Genomic DNA, 17,570 nt, shown 5'->3' with positions numbered 1-17,570 from the left:
TTACTGCTTCTACAGCAATCTGAAACGAAACGCTTTATTCCACGTCGGTCTCGGGCAGCTCGATGCCGGCGAGTTCCGCGAGCGTCATGCGCGCAGCACTGACCCGCGCAAAGCGCAGGGTCATGGCCTTACGCGTAGCGCCGGGCAACTTGTGCTGGGGGGCGTCGCGAATGATCTCGGCGCCATAGCCATCCGAAAGGATGAATCCGCAATCGTCCGGAAAAATATCGGCGGGAACGCCGGGGTGGGTCGCGAAGAACAGCCGGTCGCAATGCTGGCGGTAAACCGGCCATTTGCGATCGACCCGGAAATCCTCGATCGAGGATTTGATTTCGACGATCCAGATTTCGCCACTGCGCGTCAGGGCAACGAGATCTGCGCGCCGCCCCGAGGCGAGCGAGAGTTCCGGCATGACCGCGAGGCCGAGTTCAAGGAACAGCCGCTGCACCCCGCGGCGCACCATCATGGCGTTTTCCGACTGGCGGCCATCTATCAAGGGGCTTGTCTGACCTAGGGAGACGAGTGGCATAAACGAGACAATACCGACAAAACTGCAACCATGGGTAGGAAAACCAATCGCCAGGTTGAGCAAAACATGGTTAACGAAACACTGCGCTTTACAGTTAATCAGGCATTAACAATATTGGCGCAAGAGAGGCAACAGCTAAACCAAACGCCGATTCGCGCACAATTATTCACTGGGGTGACCATGCAACTGAAGACTATCGTCCTTGCGGTTGGACTGATGAGTGCAACCGCCTTGACCGGTTGTTCGACAATCGGGCTCAGCTATTCGACCGCGTCCTATAATTCCGTCGTTGACGCGGGATACGTCATTCCAGCGGTTCCGCGCACCAAGATCCCGCCGCAATATCTGCGCCAGGAAGTCAACTATGACGGCGGCGAAGCGCCGGGAACGATCATTGTCGATACTAAGGCAAAATATCTCTACTACGTCCTCGGCGACGGCCGCGCCATGCGCTACGGTATCGGGGTCGGCAAGCAAGGGTTCGAATGGTCGGGCAGCGCCCGTATTGCCTTGAAGCGCGAATGGCCGACATGGACCCCTCCGAGGGAAATGATCGCGCGCCAGCCGAAGCTTGCCGAGTTCCGCGACGGCATGGATCCGGGCCTGAGCAATCCTCTCGGTGCCCGCGCCCTCTATCTGTTCAATAAGGGCGGCGACACCGGCTATCGCTTGCATGGCACACCGGAATGGTGGTCGATCGGCAAGGCGATGTCGTCTGGCTGCATCCGCCTGATGAACCAGGACATCATCGACCTCTACAATCGCGCCGAAGTTGGCGCCAAGGTCATCGTGCGCTAGCATTCGCGGCATATAAAAAGCGAAGGGCTCCGACATGTCGGAGCCCTTCTTTTTTGTCCTGCGAATGCTTTGTGCGTCAGTTGAGGGCGCACTCCTTCTCCGGCTTCAGCCGCGGCGTCTGTGTCCCGTCCGGTGCGAAGGATGGCGGCAGCAGCGCGGCCGGCGGGTTGGAACCCCAGCAACTCGGCTTGTCGCTCAACGTGAACTCCAGGCGCGCACCCGACGATAGTTTGTCGAAATCGATCCATGGGCTGTCATGGGCTGCACCGTTCACCGTCAGTTTCTGGATATATTTAAGCGGGGTCTTGTCGGCCGCGATCGTTACGATCTTGCCGCTGCCTAGCTTTATCCGCGCTTCCGGGAAGATCGGACTGTTGATCGCAAATCCAGGCACGGCCGGGATTTCCGGATAAAGGCCGAGGGCTCCCCAGATATAGAGGCTCGACATGGCGCCCTCGTCATCGCTGCCCGGAAGGCCGGAAGGAGATGCCGCGAACAGTTCGTCGAGTACCCGGCGGACGAGCGCCTGGGTCTTGTAAGGCTGGCTCGTCCAATTGTAGAGCCATGGCACCAGGAACCCGGGCTGGTTGCCCATCCACAACCGGCTAGGTTGATATTTCCAGCCGGAATTCAGATTCTTGGTGAACTCGTCGAGCCGGGCGAGGCCGTCCTTGTCGGTGCCTTTGGCCTTGTCGGTGTCGATCACAAGCTTGGCCAGCAAGCCCCTTATGTCATGCGGGACCATGAAGGTATATTGCTCGGCATTGCCTTCGCGGTAGTCATTATCCCAGGTCGATACCGGAAGGTACGGGCCCCAGGTTCCATCCTTGTTGCGTGGCTGCAACTGCGGATAGGGCTGCCCTGCTACATCGCGCCAGTTCGGGTTGAACAGATTGGCCCAGTTGCCGGAACGTTTCAGCAGCGTCTTCGGTTCGTCTGCTGCTGCTCCAGCGACGATCTGGGGATCGGCGGCTGGAACGGCGGTGGCGAAACGCGATACAGCGAAATCGGTGCTAGCATATTCCATATTCGTCGACGTCGCCTGGTGTTCGCCGCCGCCCTTGGTCAGGTAGCCAAGTTCGATGTACCCGGCAAGCCCCGGAAGATTGGTTTTGTTGCGGCATTTGGTGGCGCGACCGAAGGCGGTGTCGAGCATGATCTTGCGGGCCTTCTGCCGGTCGAAACCGGCCACGCCATAGGCGCCGGCCTGGGCGACGAGTATCGATGTGGAGTCGCCGGGCATGATATTGCTGTTGGTATTGCCTTCCGCCCACATGGGGAATGTGCCGCCGCAATCTTCCGCGTCGTGGACCAGGGATTGCATCATGTCGGCGGCCTCTTCAGGGGCAAGAAGCGACTGAAGCGGCATCAAGGAGCGGTAGGTATCCCAGGTAGAGAAGGTCGTATACTGAACGTGTCCCTCGGGCGATTGCTTCGTCGACGCGGCATCGTTGAAGCTGACATATTCGCCGTTAACGTCACTGAACACCGAAGGCGCGATGAACGAATGATACATCGCCGTGTAGAATTTTACCTTGTCCTCCCTTGACCCCCCGGTCACCTGGACCGTGTTGAGGCGCTTGTTCCAGTCAGCGTCTGTCTTCGCCCGCAGTTGTTCGAAAGTGGAGGCCCCGATCTCTGCTTCGAGGTTCTTTTTTGCGTTCGCCTCGCTGACATAGGACAGGCCGATTTTCATCGTTACCTTGGTTGCCTCGGTCGGGGATGGCGACGTGAATGCAAGTACTGCGGTGCTGCCTGACTTTTCGGCAGTGAACGGGCGATCGAATGTGGCATAGAAGTAGACTTGGTATGTCTGGCCACTGCTGCAGAAATTGCCGCTCCTCGCCTTGCCGGATACGATACCGTCCTGCTCGTTATAGGTTATGGAGGATGACGACGACGTATAGAAGCTTCTTGCGGCGATTTTCAGTAAGGCTGGGCTGCCGCTCGGATAGTTGAAACGGCCGACGCCACTACGCGTCGTGGCGGTTAACTCTGTCTCGACGGCATTCGCCATCTTCACGCGATAATAGCCGGGTCTGGCAAGTTCGTCGCTGTGGCTGAAGGCGACTTTTGTGACAGCTTTGTCAATCTGCGGCATTATGTGAAAAACGCCGCCGCCATCGCAGCCAACGCCGCTGAGATGCGTAGTGCTGAAGCCGGTGATCTCCGGCTGCGAATAGTAGTAGCCCGGGATGCTATAGATTGGGCTTGGCATTTTCGGCGTGTCCGGACCCCAAGCCATCATCCCGAACGGCGCGGTCGCCGCAGGCGTGGTGAAGATGCCGCTCCAGTCTTCTTTCTTTTTTTCTTCAGGGGCGTCCGTATCGAACATCAGGCCCATTCCGGTTCCGATCATCGGATCGGCATATTGCGTCAAGGCGAGATCGCTACCTTCCGCAACGCGCAACGCCATCTCGATTTCGGTAAGGCGCGCCAGGATGTTCTTAAACGTTGCCGGATCGCCCGCAGGTTTAGCTGCAAGTTCCTTCTGCAACTGCGCGAGCGTCGCTTGTATCGTCTTGATGGCTCCCGGATCGCCGCTTGGTTTCGCAGCAAGGTCCTTTTGAACCTGGGCAAGTGCATCCTGCAGTGCTTTGACAGCCGCTGGATCGCCGTCCGGTTTGGCTGCAAGTTTCGCCTGCACCTCGGCAAGCGCGTCCTGAAGCGCCTCGACAGCCTTCGGATCACCGGCAGGTTTTGCCGCAAGGTCGTTCTGCAATTGCGTCAGCGTCGCCTGCAGCGCCTTGATGGCCTCAGGATCGCCGTCAGGTTTGGCCGCAAGTTGTGCCTGCATCTCGGTGATGATGGTCTGCGCGTGCTCCAGTTCGGCAGCGCCTTGCGTTAGCGTTGTGCCCAAACTGCCGGCCGCCGCCTCGAGCTTGCTCTGGCCATCCTTCAGGCCTTGAATCTCGCCGGTTTGCTGGGCAATCGTCTGTTCGAAACTGCTCGTGTCGTTGTTGCTGTCTGTCTTGCTGTCGTTATTGCAACCCGCCAACAACGACACGCCGACCAGACCCGCCGCGAATGCGGTCCGTGATTTCATAATTTCCTCCCAATGAATTAAATATGATGTGCAAAGATCAAAATCCGCCGGCTCTATCGCCGAACAATATCGATATGTTTGCCGGCGCGAATTTGCGACCGGGCGGGCGCTTAGCCAATTTACCTCCCCTTTTGCGAAAATCGCCAAGCGCGCATGGCCTGTCAATTCAACGAAGGTCGTAAACATGCTCGGCTCATCTGAAAATCGTCATGTTGACCTGCTACGTCCCGCCCCAATAGATTGAGGCAGATGCGCAGAAACTGGAAGGTCATCATGTTCAAAACCATTGCCACCACACCATTCGACGACCAGAAGCCCGGAACGTCCGGCTTGCGCAAGAAAGTCCCGGTCTTCCAGCAGAAGAACTATGTTGAGAACTTCATCCAGTCGGTGTTCGATTCGCTTGAAGGATATAAGGGTGAGACGCTCGTCATTGGTGGCGACGGCCGCTACTACAACCGCGACGTGGTGCAGATTGCCTTGAAAATGGCGGCCGCCAATGGCTTTGGCCGCGTGCTCGTCGGGCAGGGTGGCATCCTCTCGACGCCCGCGGCATCGAACGTGATCCGTAAATACAAGGCCTTTGGCGGCCTCGTTCTTTCGGCCAGCCACAATCCGGGCGGTCCGAACGAGGATTTTGGCATCAAGTACAATATAGGCAATGGGGGGCCGGCGCCGGAGAAGATCACCGAGGCGATTTTCGCGCGTTCGAAGGCGATCAAGCAATATGTCATCGCGGAAGCTGCAGATATCGATATCGATACGATCGGCAAGCGCGAAATCGCCGGCATGCAGGTCGAAATCATCGATTCGGTTGCCGACTATGCGGCGCTTATGGAACAGCTTTTCGACTTCGATGCGATACGTGACCTCATCAAATCTGGTTTCACCTTCCGCTTCGATTCGATGCACGCCGTAACGGGCCCCTACGGCAAGGAGATTCTCGAGAAGCGCCTCGCCGCGCCGGAAGGCACATGCGTCAACTTCGTACCGCTGACCGATTTCGGCGGGCATCATCCCGATCCCAATCTCGTCTACGCCAAGGATCTCTATGACCTTTTGATGTTGCCGGACGGCCCGGATTTCGGCGCCGCGTCCGACGGTGACGGCGACCGAAACCTGATCATCGGCAAGGGCATCTTCATCACTCCATCCGATTCGCTTGCGATGCTTGCGGCCAATGCCCACCTGGCCCCCGGTTACAAGGCCGGTCTCAAGGGCATCGCACGCTCGATGCCGACCAGCGGTGCCGCGGACCGCGTCGCCGAAAAGCTCGGCATCGGCATGTACGAAACGCCGACGGGCTGGAAGTTCTTCGGCAATCTGCTCGACGCCGATATGGCGACGATCTGCGGCGAGGAAAGCGCCGGCACCGGCTCGAACCACGTGCGCGAGAAGGACGGGCTTTGGGCCGTGCTGCTCTGGCTCAACATACTTGCCGTGCGCCGTATGAGCGTCATTGACATTGCCCGGGAACATTGGGCGACCTACGGGCGCAACTATTATTCGCGTCACGACTATGAAGGCGTCGATACGGCTGGCGCCAACAAGATGATGGACGATCTGCGCGGCAAGCTCGCTTCGCTTCCCGGCACGAAGGTCCAGGGTCTGACCATCGCAACCGCCGACGACTTTGCCTATCACGACCCGGTCGACAAGTCGGTGAGCGAAAACCAGGGCATACGCGTACTCTTCGAAGGCGGCTCGCGCGTCGTCTTCCGCCTGTCAGGCACCGGCACGTCGGGCGCGACGGTCCGTGTCTACGTGGAACGCTATGAGCCAGATCCGAAGCGCCATGATCTTGAGACACAGAGCGCACTTGCCGACCTTATCCGCGCTGCGGAGGATCTTGCCGGGATCAAGGCTCACACGGGTCGCGACAAGCCGAGTGTGATCACTTGATTATTGCCACGCCGCGCCTTTAATGCGCGGATCGTCGCCAAAAGTCGCGAGAGTAAAGCCCAGCCGCAGGTCCGGCATGTCGCATATGGCATTTACGCCGTAGTCGGAGAAATGCAGCCGCCATGTCGTCTTGCGCACGGGGTTGGGCATGGCGAAGCAGGCACAGGAGAGCAGGGCGAGATTGGCGCCGCCTTGCGGATCGCGGACGGACTGGTAGCGAATGAGATCGATGCCCGCCGCAAGCGCCGCATCGGCAAGGTCGAGGCAGGCGGAATAGTCGGTTGGATGCGTCCAGCGGCTTCGATGTTCGGCAAAGGGCGCGACCGTCAGATCGATGGCGTGGGTCGTGGCGTAGCGCGCTTCGAACGCGGTGAATTCGAGCGCATTGCGCGGCCAGGGTGTGCCCGGACTTTCGATGAAAAACAGCAGGCGGTAAAAAGCGGTTTCGGCAACCGCCGTTTCAACCATCTCGCTCGAATAGAAAACGCCCGGCGAATAGCCTTCGCGGCGAAAGCGAGAATTGCCTGGATAGCGCCCGTAGCGAAACGGGGTCGCAAGCAGATAGTCGAGATGAATGCAGGCGGGCGGCAGCGGCGGCTTGGTGGCTTCGAGTTCATCTTCAAGCAGGGCCTGCTCGTCGAGCGTATCGACAAGTTTCATCGTTGAAACGCGATGTTGCGCTTCGACGAGACGCCAGCAGCCGCCATGGCTGTCTCGGGCTTCAGATCGGAGCGCGTCGGGCGTCCAGATAGGCGAGGACATGGGTGAGACCGTCAATGGTTTTGATCCGGTGGAGCGGCTTGCCGCCGAGCACGCTATTGTCAGTTCGCATCCATGTGCGCGCAACCGCATCGTCGCCGCCAACGATAGCGTCGAGCGAGCGGTAGAGGCGGATGAAAAGAAGCGCGAGTTCGTAACTCTTGCCGGTGAGCGGCGCCCCATCAAGGCTACGCTTCAAGCGCGATATGCTTGGCTCCGAAAGCCCGACAATATGGGCGAGTTCCTTTGCGGTGAGGCCCAGCAGTTCCGATGACCGCAACAGCGCCTTGGAAACGACGGCGGTTCGATCCGGGATTTCTGATAGCGGCTGAGCAGCGATTCCCATGAATATTCCTTTCAATGGAAAGAAATATATAGAATATTTCCTAGGAAATCAAGTTAGCGCCGCGCCTGCACTGTCATTGGCAACCCGCCATCGGGTTGCGTCGTCAATTTCTGCACGGGCCACGGCTTGTAGGCGCCGGCGACATCGAATCTGAAGCGGTGGAGCAGCGTCGCCAGCGCGATGATCGCCTCCTGCAGAGCGAAACTCGCGCCGATGCACACGCGCGGCCCGGCGCCGAACGGCAAATACTGGAAACGGTCGATCCTGTCGCGATTTTCCGGGTGAAAACGCGACGGCATGAACGCATCGGGATTATCCCAATAGAGCCGATGGCGATGGACCGTCCATGGCATAACCAGTACGGCTGCCCCCTTGGGCAGTTTCAGGTCCATATATTGATCGTCTTCGATTGGTTCGCGGTTGATCGAGGGAGCCGGGGGATAAAGCCGCATTGCTTCTTCGAAAGCGGCGCGGGTGAGCGGCAATGCATCGAGCCAGGCATGCGGCGGCGGCACGTCCGCCTGCGCCATAAAGGCGTCGATCTCGGATTCGATCAGATCGCGTTCCCACGGCGCCTTGGCGAGGAGATAGAGCGTCCAGCCCAGTGCGCGCGCCGTGGTTTCGTGCCCGGCGCCTATGAACGTAATGATATTGTCCTCGATCTCGGCGCGCGAAAGCCCCTTCGGGCCTTCTGCCCTCAGCAGCAGGGTCAGAAAATCGTTGGGAACCTTGTCGCCTTCCCGGTCCATGCGCTTGCGACGCATTTCCATGGTGTTGGCAACGATCTGCCGGAAAAAGGCGAGGGCGCGCCTGCCCCGGATTTGGGTGAAACGTGGCATCCAGTTCGGCGCCCCAAGCAGGTCGAGCGGATCGACGCGGCCCATGGTTTCAAACAGGCGGTCGACCTCGTGCGAAAACTGGTCCGGATCGCCCGCAATCTCGCCGGAGAACAGCGTCTCGGCCAAAATGTCATAGGTCAGCATGGTCATGTCGCGCGACACGTCCGTAGGACCGGAAAGGTTCTCGTAGCGCTTGGCGAAAGCCTCACTCGTCCGCCTCATCGCCTCGGCAAAACCATTGATGTGGCGAGGCGTAAATACCGGTGCCATGGCCTTGCGAGAACGGCGCCACGTTTCGCCTTCGGCCGTCAGGAGGCCATCGCGCAAGATGGGGCGGAGGATACGCTGACGAACCGCCGCCATCTTGTAGTTCTTGGCATTGTCGACGAGGACGTGGCGGATGAGGCCAGGATCATTGGCGATAATCGTGTGGGCGAAGGACCAGTCGATCGACACCCACGGCTCGTTATAGGAAGGCTCGCCCCACAGTTCGAGCGGGTTGCGATAAATCGTGCGAATAAGGCGCAAGGTGCCGACCGGCCCAGTACGCGGGACGGGCGCTGGCGGAACAAAGGCGCTGTGAACAGTATCCATATTAGCAGGCTCCTGCCGACCATGTGGGCATGGGGGTGCAGAAATGCCAATGGTTTCTTTTGGGGCGGCGCCAGCCATTTTGTGCTTGACGGCGCAAACTGGATAAGGTGTGCTCCGCCTCGAGCTTGCGACGTGATTTTAGGTTCCCGATTTCTACTATCTGTTTTTTACCCGCCTGCACTGATATCGTTTCGGTCCATATTGTGAGGTTTTCAATTATGAATTTTCGCCTTTGCTGGCTTATGCTGGCTGTTTTCCTGGCATCGTGCGACGGAGGATCGGATTCCGACAGCGCCGCCTCATCGACATTTGCGCCTCCTTCAACAGGCACGGCACAACCGGTGCCCGAGCCATCCTCGCCAGCGGCATCCCTCAAGGCCTCGATTACGGCGGCAGATTATGACCCCAATGGAAGAGTGGATGATTCGGGCGCTCGCGAGGTCTCAGCCAGCAAACCGCACACGATCGCCTTCAAGGGAACCTCCATTCCCTTCACGGCGACCGCTGGTCAGTTGATTGCATCCAAACCTGGCCCAGGTCTGTTCAATGCTGAAGCGGTTATCTCCTATACGGCCTATACACGCGACGACCAGCCGCGGGATGCGCGCCCGATAACCTTCGTGTTCAACGGAGGGCCGGGCGGCTCATCCGCCGATCTGGATATTGGCTTCCTTGGGCCTATGCAAGAAGACGGGCCGGCCCCATCGGAGGACGTCATTGGGCCATTGAAGGACAATCCCAACACGATTCTGGACAGGACGGATCTCGTCTTCATCGATCCGGTCGGGACCGGCAATTCCCTCGCCATCTGGCCGAACAAGAATAGGGACTTTTGGGGCGCCGACAGCGATGCCAAAGTGTTGCGGGATTTCATCACGCGCTATGTAAACGTTTACAACCGCCAGAACTCGCCCAAATATATTTACGGCGTCTCATATGGCGGATTTCGGGCGCCAATCATGGCGCGTCTGCTGCTGGAGAGCGGCACCAGCCAATACACGACATTCACCACGAGCAAAAACGTCCTTTCCGGGCTCGTCCTGAATTCCCCGATATTGGATATAACGAGCAACTGTTACTTGTTCTACGCAACCTGTGGCGGTGCGATCCCGACCTACGCGATGGTGGCGGACTTCCACAAGAAATCAACCGCTCGTGGAAATCAGGGACTTGAGCTGTTTGCCACAAATGCGAGCGCCTTCGGGTCCGAGTTCAGTGTTCTTTACTACGAAGTCTTCAGCGGAACTGATGCGAAAGTGCCCGACAGAAAGCCTTGGGAAGACTATATCAAGAAGCCGGAGGGGATAGAATTCCTCAACAAACTATACGCCTATACGGGTCTAGGTGAAGTGTACCAGCCAGGCGACAGTTCCCAGAACAATCCCTGGATTGCTACGCCAAACATGGACCCGGTCGTATTTGCGCAAAAATTTGCGCCCGAGAAGGGCCAGCTCTTGCTCGGCGATGGCAGATACATTCTCAAGCCGCAAGCGGTAGAACCAGCCTTCGATCGCACGAACGATTACTACGCCTGGCGGAAAGATTATCACGCCAAGTTCATCGGCTATGAACCTCAGTCGCCTTATGTCGGCTTCAACGGCAAGATCATCGATATGTGGGATTATAAACCCGATCCGAAAACAATCGCTGACAACCAGCAGCGGGAGAGCAACAGTATCCCGGATTTGACATACAGCATGACGCTTAATCCGAACCTGAAAGTGCTGGTTCAGCACGGGTATTACGATCTGAATACGCCGTTCTATCGGTCGGAGTTTGACCTTTACAACGTCGGCCTGGCCGAAAAGGTACCAGTCAAGGTTTACGAGGGTGGCCACGGCGTTTCGCCATATGACACCGGCGCTTATGACAAGCTGATGCAAGATCTGGACGCCTTCTACGACGGGCCGTCGGCGACAATGTTCGCAGCATCCAACCCGCCCGCATTTGAACAGGTGAAACAATGAAACGACATCATATCTCTGCGTCGATCCTTATTGGCGCCATTTGCACTGCCTCGCTCGCCAGTGCGAGTGATTTCGCCAGCGAGTCGCGGCAGCAGCGCGGCCTGATGAGAATGCAGCGGGGCTTCGCGCCGCGTCAGGCGCCATCGCGGATGGCAGCGGTCCCGTTGACCCGGGCAAGCGTTGCGACCGAAGTCGACCAGCGCACAGCCTCGCTCTTCGACCGGGCTGCGGATCCCGCGACCCATCTTGTCACGCAGGAATCCGCTTCAAAGTCGGGGCTCGGCTTTTTTGTCGATCACTTCGCCGAGATTGACCGCGACCGGGACGGCAGCTTGAAGTTCAGCGAAGTCAAAGGCTTCCTCGATGCGCGCTCGCCTGTCGCAAAACCTGCATCGGGATCGGTCCAGATTATCGAGTAGCACCCGTTGCGCCTTTAACTCTGTCTGGCGGGTTGTTCTCAGCCCGCCGGACCAGGCGCACGCCCGGGTGCGGATCTCTGGTCGTATTTCTCGCCCGGATGAGCCAATTTGGCCATGATCCGTGGATATTCACACCCCTTAGAATTGGAAAAACGTGCGATAAGCACTATATCTAGGCCAAGGACCGGGCATGATTCGCCCGGTTCTGCTATAAATACGGCGCGCCGATCCTGGCGACCCGAGAAAAGATTGAATCTACATGAGCGATACACCGGAACTGACAGTTGAAACCTCGCCAGAATACGGTGCGGAGTCCATCAAGGTTCTCAAGGGATTGGATGCGGTTCGCAAGCGCCCGGGCATGTATATCGGCGATACGGACGACGGTTCCGGCCTTCACCACATGGTCTACGAAGTCGTCGATAATGCCATCGACGAGGCACTTGCCGGCCACGCGACACGCGTCACCGTCACGCTCAATCCCGACGGTTCATGCACGGTGACGGATAATGGCCGCGGCATTCCGACGGACATGCACTCCGAGGGCGTCTCCGCCGCCGAAGTCATCATGACCCAGTTGCATGCCGGCGGCAAATTCGACCAGAATTCCTATAAGGTTTCGGGCGGTCTGCACGGTGTCGGCGTTTCGGTGGTCAATGCGCTTTCCGTCTGGCTGAAACTCAAGATTCGCCGCCAGGGCAAGATCCATGAAATGAGCTTCACCCATGGCGTGGCCGACGCCCCGCTCGTGGTGACAGGCGATGCCGGCGATGCTACCGGTACGGAAGTGACCTTCCTGCCGTCGACGGACACGTTCTCGATGGTCGAGTTCGATTTCAAGACGCTTGAGCATCGTTTGCGCGAGCTCGCTTTCCTGAATTCGGGCGTGCGCATTCTGCTCGCCGACCGCCGGCATGCAGATCCGGTCGAGCTCGAGCTCTTCTACGAAGGCGGACTTACCGCCTATGTGCGCTATCTCGACCGCACCAAGAAGGAACTTGTCGCAGATCCGATTTACATTCGCGGTGAGAAGGACGGTACGACGGTCGAAGTCGCCATGTGGTGGAACGACAGCTACCATGAGAATGTGCTGTGCTTCACCAACAATATTCCACAGCGCGATGGCGGCACGCATCTTGCCGGTTTCCGTGGTGCCCTGACCCGCCAGATGACCGGTTATGCCGACGCCTCGGGCCAGACCAAGAAGTCGAAGGTCACGCTGACCGGCGATGACTGCCGTGAAGGCCTGACTGCGGTCCTGTCCGTCAAGGTCCCCGATCCCAAGTTTTCGTCGCAGACCAAGGACAAGCTCGTCTCGTCCGAAGTGCGCCCGGTCGTTGAAAGTCTCGTCAACGAGGCGCTATCGAACTGGCTTGAAGAGCATCCGGCCGAAGGCAAGGTGCTTGTCGAGAAGGTGATCCAGGCGGCCTCCGCACGCGAGGCGGCCCGCAAGGCGCGCGACATCACCCGCAAAAACTCGCTAAGCATCAGCTCGCTGCCCGGCAAGCTTGCCGATTGCCAGGAGCGCGACCCGGCCAAATCCGAAATCTTCATCGTCGAGGGCGATTCCGCTGGCGGATCGGCCAAGGGCGGACGCTCGCGCCAGAACCAGGCGATCCTGCCGCTGCGCGGCAAAATCCTGAATGTCGAGCGCGTCAAACTCGACCGGATGCTCTCTTCCGACCAGATCGGCACGCTGATTCTTGCGCTCGGCACCAGCATCGGCAAGGACGAATTCAATCCGGACAAGCTGCGCTATCACAAGATCATCATCATGACCGACGCCGACGTCGATGGCGCCCACATCCGTACGCTGCTTTTGACGTTCTTCTTCCGCCAGATGCCGGAACTGATCGAGCGCGGCCACGTCTATATCGCACAGCCGCCGCTTTACAAGGTGACGCGCGGCAAGTCCTCGCAATACATAAAGAACGAAACCGCCTTTGAGGAATATCTGATCGACTCGGGGCTCGACGAAACCTCGTTGGAGCTGGTTTCAGGGGAAGTGCGCACCACCAACGACCTGCGCGTTGTCATCAATGACGCGCTGGCAGTTCGCCATCTCTTGCAGGGCCTGAACACGCGTTACGACCGTGCGGTCGTCGAACAGGCAACCATCGCCGGCGCGCTCAATCCCGAAGCGATCTCCGATACCGTCAAGGCGCAGGAACTGGTCGCCGAAGTTGCCGCCCGGCTCGACCTCATCGCCGAGGAAACCGAAAAGGGCTGGACCGGCCGCCTTGCCACCCCTGATGATGGCGTTGACGGCTTCGTCTTCGAGCGGTCATTGCGCGGTGTCAAGGAAACCGTGACCCTCGATATGGCCCTGCTCGGCTCGGCCGATGCGCGCCAGCTCGATCGCTACGCCGCCCGCCTCCATGATATCTATTCGCAGCCGCCGGTGCTCCGCCGCAAGGAAAAGGCCGACGCGGTCGCCGGGCCGATGGCTCTCCTCGACGCCGTCTTTGCAGCCGGGCGCAAGGGCCTCTCGCTACAGCGCTACAAGGGTCTTGGCGAGATGAACGCCGAGCAACTCTGGGAGACGACGCTCGATCCGAACGCGCGCTCCCTGCTGCAGGTCAAGGTCAATGATGCCACCGACGCCGACAGCCTGTTCTCGCGGCTCATGGGCGATGATGTCGAGCCGCGGCGCGAATTCATTCAGGACAATGCGCTGAGTGTGGCGAACCTCGACGTTTAGTTAAGGCGTTTCTTCTTGCCATGGATTGATCACCGTGAGCCCGGCCGCGGTGAATGGCATTGTGTCTCTCGAGGCGACGGAATATCCGCGGCTCTTTGCGACCGCAGCTATTTGCCCGTCTGCGATTGAGATCGTCCGTCCGGTCGAACGCGCCTGGCTCACCAACGGGGCGTAGACCAAGGCCGCTTGCCGGTCAAAATCGAGGATCCGATCGCCGAAGAGGTACGAAATGAGTTCGCTCAGCGCGCGATCAAGGCCTTGTTTTCGCTTGCCTTTGGGCAAGAGTTCAATCCCGAGGAGAAGCTCCGACAGGCTTGTTGTGGTGAGAAACAGCGTTTCGGCCCCTTGTTGATCGAGCCATGACAATACCCCCGGGTCCGGGCTCCGTTTCAGCGGCTCGGAAATAACATTCGTATCAAGGACGATCATTCAAAATCCGCAGGTTCTGCGGGTGTCTGATCCCGGCCGGGTTCAAGGTCAAGCCCGCCATGGCGGCGGCCGAAAGCGGCAAGTTCCGAGCCTATCTTCAAGCGATCCTTCGGGCGTGTCGCCTCCTCCAGAATTTCGCGAATTTCGGCCTCCGTGCTCCGGCCATGTTTGGCGGCACGCAATTTGAGCGCACGATGCGTTTCTTCCGGCAAATTCCTGATGGTTACGGCAGCCATGATTTCTCCACTATAACGCCAGGTGGATGATATCATATCGGGTGGGATGATAGCAAACGGCCGCCGGTGTGAATTCCGGGGGGGCGGCAATCGTCCACAACTTAACAGTGTGCAACAGGCGATCAGTTGTGAAGCGACTAAAGTCTTTTATACTTTTGTACAACAACGCTATTGCCTGTTCGCTGGCGTCATGATTTTTTGTCACTCGGCGACGTCGGTTCGGGATGGCGGGATGCTTGCCCGACGGAAATGTCGCTGTTTGCCAACCTGATCGGGAATTGAAATGCAGCCTGTCTTCGATGGTCACAACGATGTGCTTTACCGGTTGTGGAAACATTCGAGAGACGGCGCCGATCCCGTGGAAGAATTCGTCAAGGGGACGACCTCCGGACACATCGACAAGCTAAGGGCACAGAAGGGCGGGCTCGCCGGCGGACTCTGCGCCATCTATGTTCCCTCGGGCGATCTCGCATTCAAGGCCCCCGATGCCAACGGGCATTATTCGACGCCCTTGGCCGCGCCGCTCGATCGGGCTCCTTCATTGGATGTCGCGCTTGAAATGGCGTCCATTGCTTTGCGCCTGGAGCGTGGCGGCGGCTGGAAGCTCTGCCGTACGACGGCCGAAATCGAAGCGTGCATGCGCGACGGCACCTTTGCTGCGGTCCTGCATATGGAAGGCTGCGAGGCGATAGGCGCTGATCTGGCGGCGCTTGACGTTTTCTATGCGGCGGGGCTGCGCACGCTTGGTCCGGTCTGGAGCCGCAACAATATCTTTGCCCATGGCGTGCCCTTCGCCTATCCGATGTCGCCGGACACCGGCCCCGGCCTTACCGCAGAGGGCGAGGCGTTGGTCCTGGCCTGCAACAGACTGGGTATTCTCATCGACCTTGCCCACATCACCGAAAAAGGCTTCTGGGATGTCGCGCGCATCAGCGATCAGCCGCTCGTTGCAAGCCATTCCAACGTGCATGCGCTGACCCCGGTCGCGCGCAATCTGACCGACAGGCAACTCGACGCTATTCGCGAGAGCAAGGGGCTGGTGGGCCTGAATTACGCGGTCGCCATGTTGCGGCCTGACGCGCGCGAAAATGCCGATACCCCACTTTCAGATATGATCCGCCACATCGATTACATGGTGAACCGCATGGGCATCGATTGCGTGGCGCTGGGCTCCGATTTTGACGGCGCCAAGATCCCCGGCGAGATCGGCGACGCGAGCGGCAACCAGAACCTCGTTGCTGCCCTGCGCGATGCCGGCTACGCAGGCGAGGATCTGGCCAAGATATGCCGCGACAACTGGCTGCGCGTGCTGCGTTCCGCCTGGCATGAAGAACAATAACAAGACGACATCGCTCTAGAACAGGGAACTGACCAATGCTGATGAACAAGACCGACTCCAAATTTCGCCTTCTGCTCGGGGGCGCTGCACTTTCCGCGATCCTGGTGTCCGGCGTGCCGGCATTTGCCGCAACGCCCGCCGATACGCTTGTCGAAGCCTTCGCCATCGACGACGTGATCACACTCGATCCGGCTGAAGCCTTCGAGCTCACCACCGGCGAAATCAATGGCAATACCTATGACAAGCTCGTTCGGCTCGACATCAACGACCCTTCGAAGATCGTCGCCGATATTGCCGCAAGTTGGACAGTATCCGATGATGGCCTGACCTATACGTTCAAGATCAAGCCGGATCTGAAATTTGCCTCGGGCAATCCGATCACCGCCGAGGATGTCGCCTGGTCGTTCGAGCGCGCCGTCAAGCTCGACAAGAGCCCAGCGTTTATCCTTACGCAGTTTGGCCTGAAGCCGGACAATATCACGGAAAAAGCCAAGGCAACCGACCCGTCGACCTTCGTGTTCACGGTGGATCAGGCCTATGCACCGAGCTTCGTTCTTAACTGTCTGACGGCCACGGTTGCTTCGGTGGTGGACAAGAAGCTCGTCTCCGAACATGTCGTCAATGACGATTTCGGCTATGCCTGGTTGAAGACCGCTTACGCTGGTTCCGGTCCGATGAAGATTCGCGACTGGCGCGCCAACGAAATCATCGTCCTCGAGCGCAATGACAATTATTACGGTACCAAGGCGCCGCTGAACCGCGTCATTTATCGTCACGTGAAGGAAAGCGCCGCGCAGCGCCTGTTGCTCGAAAAGGGTGATATCGACGTTGCTCGCAACCTCGAGCCGAACGATCTTGAACAGGTCGTCAAGAACGGCGAGATCACCACGACGAGCGCCCCGAAGGGCACGATCTATTACTTCAGCCTCAACCAGAAGAATCCGAACCTCGCCAAGCCGGAAGTGCTCGAAGCCCTGAAATATCTCGTAGATTACGATGCGATCGGCGAAAAGCTGATCAAGGGCATCGGCGAGATTCACCAGACCTTCCTGCCCAAGGGCATTCTCGGCGAACTCGACGAGAACCCCTACAAGCTCGACGTCGCCAAGGCCAAGGAGCTTCTGGACAAGGCCGGGCTGAAGGATGGTTTCTCCTTCACGATGGATGTGCGCAACAACCAGCCGGTGACGGGCATCGCCGAATCCATTCAGCAGACGATGGCGCAGGCCGGCGTAAAGATGGAAATCATACCGGGTGACGGTAAGCAGACGCTTACAAAGTATCGCGCTCGTACCCACGACTCTTATATCGGTCAATGGGGCGTCGATTACTGGGATCCGAATTCGAATGCCGACACCTTCACCAACAACCCGAACAATTCGGATGAAGGCACCAACAAGACCCTCGCATGGCGCAATGCCTGGGATGTGCCGGATTTGACCAAGGAAACCAAAGCTGCCCTGCTCGAACGCGACAATGCCAAGCGTGCCGCCATGTACCAGGATCTGCAGAAGAAAGTTCTGGCGACCAGCCCGTTCGTCTTGATCTTCCAGCAGACGGAAGTCTCGGCCCTGCGCTCGAACCTCAAAGGCTTCAAGCTCGGACCGTCGTTCGACACCAACTACGTCTTCAACGTATCAAAGTGATCGGGCCCCAAGGGCTGATG

Annotated in this window: 14 protein-coding genes; 7 read left to right on the top strand and 7 right to left on the bottom strand. The window is 58.6% G+C overall.

All coding sequences use genetic code 11. From position 1 onward, the window contains the following. Positions 1–34: 34 nt before the first annotated feature. Positions 35–529: an MmcB family DNA repair protein gene (locus tag BR48_RS0106755; protein ID WP_027230593.1), complete on the bottom strand. Its 495-nt coding sequence runs from the start codon at positions 527–529 to the stop codon at positions 35–37. 180 nt (positions 530–709) lie between these two features. Here BR48_RS0106755 and BR48_RS0106750 point away from each other — a divergent pair, with 180 nt between their 5' ends. Next, positions 710–1,327 (top strand): L,D-transpeptidase, encoded by a 618-nt coding sequence (locus BR48_RS0106750; RefSeq protein ID WP_027230592.1) that lies wholly within the window; start codon positions 710–712, stop codon positions 1,325–1,327. Between the two features lie 76 nt (positions 1,328–1,403). Here the strand turns inward: BR48_RS0106750 and BR48_RS24025 are convergent, their stop codons facing one another. After that, on the bottom strand, positions 1,404–4,373 hold the full coding sequence (locus BR48_RS24025; protein ID WP_051614641.1) for a GH92 family glycosyl hydrolase: 2,970 nt from the start codon (positions 4,371–4,373) through the stop codon (positions 1,404–1,406). Between the two features lie 270 nt (positions 4,374–4,643). On the opposite strand from BR48_RS24025, the gene BR48_RS0106740 reads away from it, so the two are divergent. Next, positions 4,644–6,275 carry an alpha-D-glucose phosphate-specific phosphoglucomutase gene (locus tag BR48_RS0106740; protein WP_197030345.1) on the top strand — a complete coding sequence of 544 codons (1,632 nt, stop codon included), beginning with the start codon at positions 4,644–4,646 and terminating at the stop codon, positions 6,273–6,275. Here BR48_RS0106740 and BR48_RS0106735 read toward each other — a convergent pair whose 3' ends face one another. Genes BR48_RS0106735 through BR48_RS0106725 form a run of 3 tightly spaced genes read right to left on the bottom strand, consistent with a single transcriptional unit; the run spans position 6,276 to position 8,813 of the window. Then, positions 6,276–7,037: an RES family NAD+ phosphorylase gene (locus BR48_RS0106735; protein ID WP_027230590.1), complete on the bottom strand. Its 762-nt coding sequence runs from the start codon at positions 7,035–7,037 to the stop codon at positions 6,276–6,278. Continuing rightward, complete coding sequence (locus BR48_RS0106730; protein WP_036813460.1) at positions 6,997–7,380, bottom strand: MbcA/ParS/Xre antitoxin family protein; 384 nt, start codon at positions 7,378–7,380, stop codon at positions 6,997–6,999. The genes BR48_RS0106735 and BR48_RS0106730 overlap by 41 nt, the downstream gene beginning before the upstream one ends. Positions 7,381–7,433: 53 nt before the next feature. Further along, the gene (locus BR48_RS0106725; protein WP_027230588.1) at positions 7,434–8,813 is read right to left on the bottom strand and encodes a cytochrome P450; all 1,380 of its coding nucleotides are present in this window, start codon (positions 8,811–8,813) and stop codon (positions 7,434–7,436) included. A gap of 125 nt (positions 8,814–8,938) precedes the next feature. Here BR48_RS0106725 and BR48_RS0106720 point away from each other — a divergent pair, with 125 nt between their 5' ends. From BR48_RS0106720 to gyrB, 3 genes are all read left to right on the top strand, one after another. Then, complete coding sequence (locus BR48_RS0106720; RefSeq protein ID WP_155810821.1) at positions 8,939–10,780, top strand: hypothetical protein; 1,842 nt, start codon at positions 8,939–8,941, stop codon at positions 10,778–10,780. Beyond that, the gene (locus BR48_RS0106715) at positions 10,777–11,199 is read left to right on the top strand and encodes a hypothetical protein (RefSeq protein ID WP_027230586.1); all 423 of its coding nucleotides are present in this window, start codon (positions 10,777–10,779) and stop codon (positions 11,197–11,199) included. Before BR48_RS0106720 ends, BR48_RS0106715 begins: the two co-directional genes overlap by 4 nt. Positions 11,200–11,458: 259 nt before the next feature. Further along, entirely contained in the window at positions 11,459–13,900 is a 2,442-nt protein-coding gene (gene gyrB / locus BR48_RS0106710) for a DNA topoisomerase (ATP-hydrolyzing) subunit B (RefSeq protein WP_036813457.1), read from the top strand. On the opposite strand, the gene BR48_RS0106705 is transcribed toward gyrB, so the two are convergent. Both BR48_RS0106705 and BR48_RS0106700 read right to left on the bottom strand, forming a co-directional pair. Further along, a complete protein-coding gene (locus BR48_RS0106705; RefSeq protein ID WP_027230584.1) occupies positions 13,901–14,329 on the bottom strand; it encodes a type II toxin-antitoxin system VapC family toxin in 429 nt (142 codons plus the stop codon). Continuing rightward, the gene (locus BR48_RS0106700; RefSeq protein ID WP_027230583.1) at positions 14,326–14,565 is read right to left on the bottom strand and encodes a hypothetical protein; all 240 of its coding nucleotides are present in this window, start codon (positions 14,563–14,565) and stop codon (positions 14,326–14,328) included. Before BR48_RS0106700 ends, BR48_RS0106705 begins: the two co-directional genes overlap by 4 nt. A gap of 283 nt (positions 14,566–14,848) precedes the next feature. Between BR48_RS0106700 and BR48_RS0106695 the strand changes: the two genes are divergently transcribed. Further along, positions 14,849–15,904: a dipeptidase gene (locus tag BR48_RS0106695; protein WP_027230582.1), complete on the top strand. Its 1,056-nt coding sequence runs from the start codon at positions 14,849–14,851 to the stop codon at positions 15,902–15,904. Between the two features lie 35 nt (positions 15,905–15,939). Further along, positions 15,940–17,550, top strand: coding sequence for an ABC transporter substrate-binding protein (locus tag BR48_RS0106690; RefSeq protein WP_027230581.1), 1,611 nt, complete (start codon positions 15,940–15,942; stop codon positions 17,548–17,550). Positions 17,551–17,570: the final 20 nt, after the last annotated feature.

It is taken from the genome of Phyllobacterium sp. UNC302MFCol5.2, assembly GCF_000686005.1.
In the GTDB taxonomy this organism is placed as follows: domain Bacteria; phylum Pseudomonadota; class Alphaproteobacteria; order Rhizobiales; family Rhizobiaceae; genus Phyllobacterium; species Phyllobacterium pellucidum.
The sequence above is the reverse complement of the archived record's forward strand: the minus strand, read 5'-3'. Positions and strand labels throughout refer to the sequence as shown.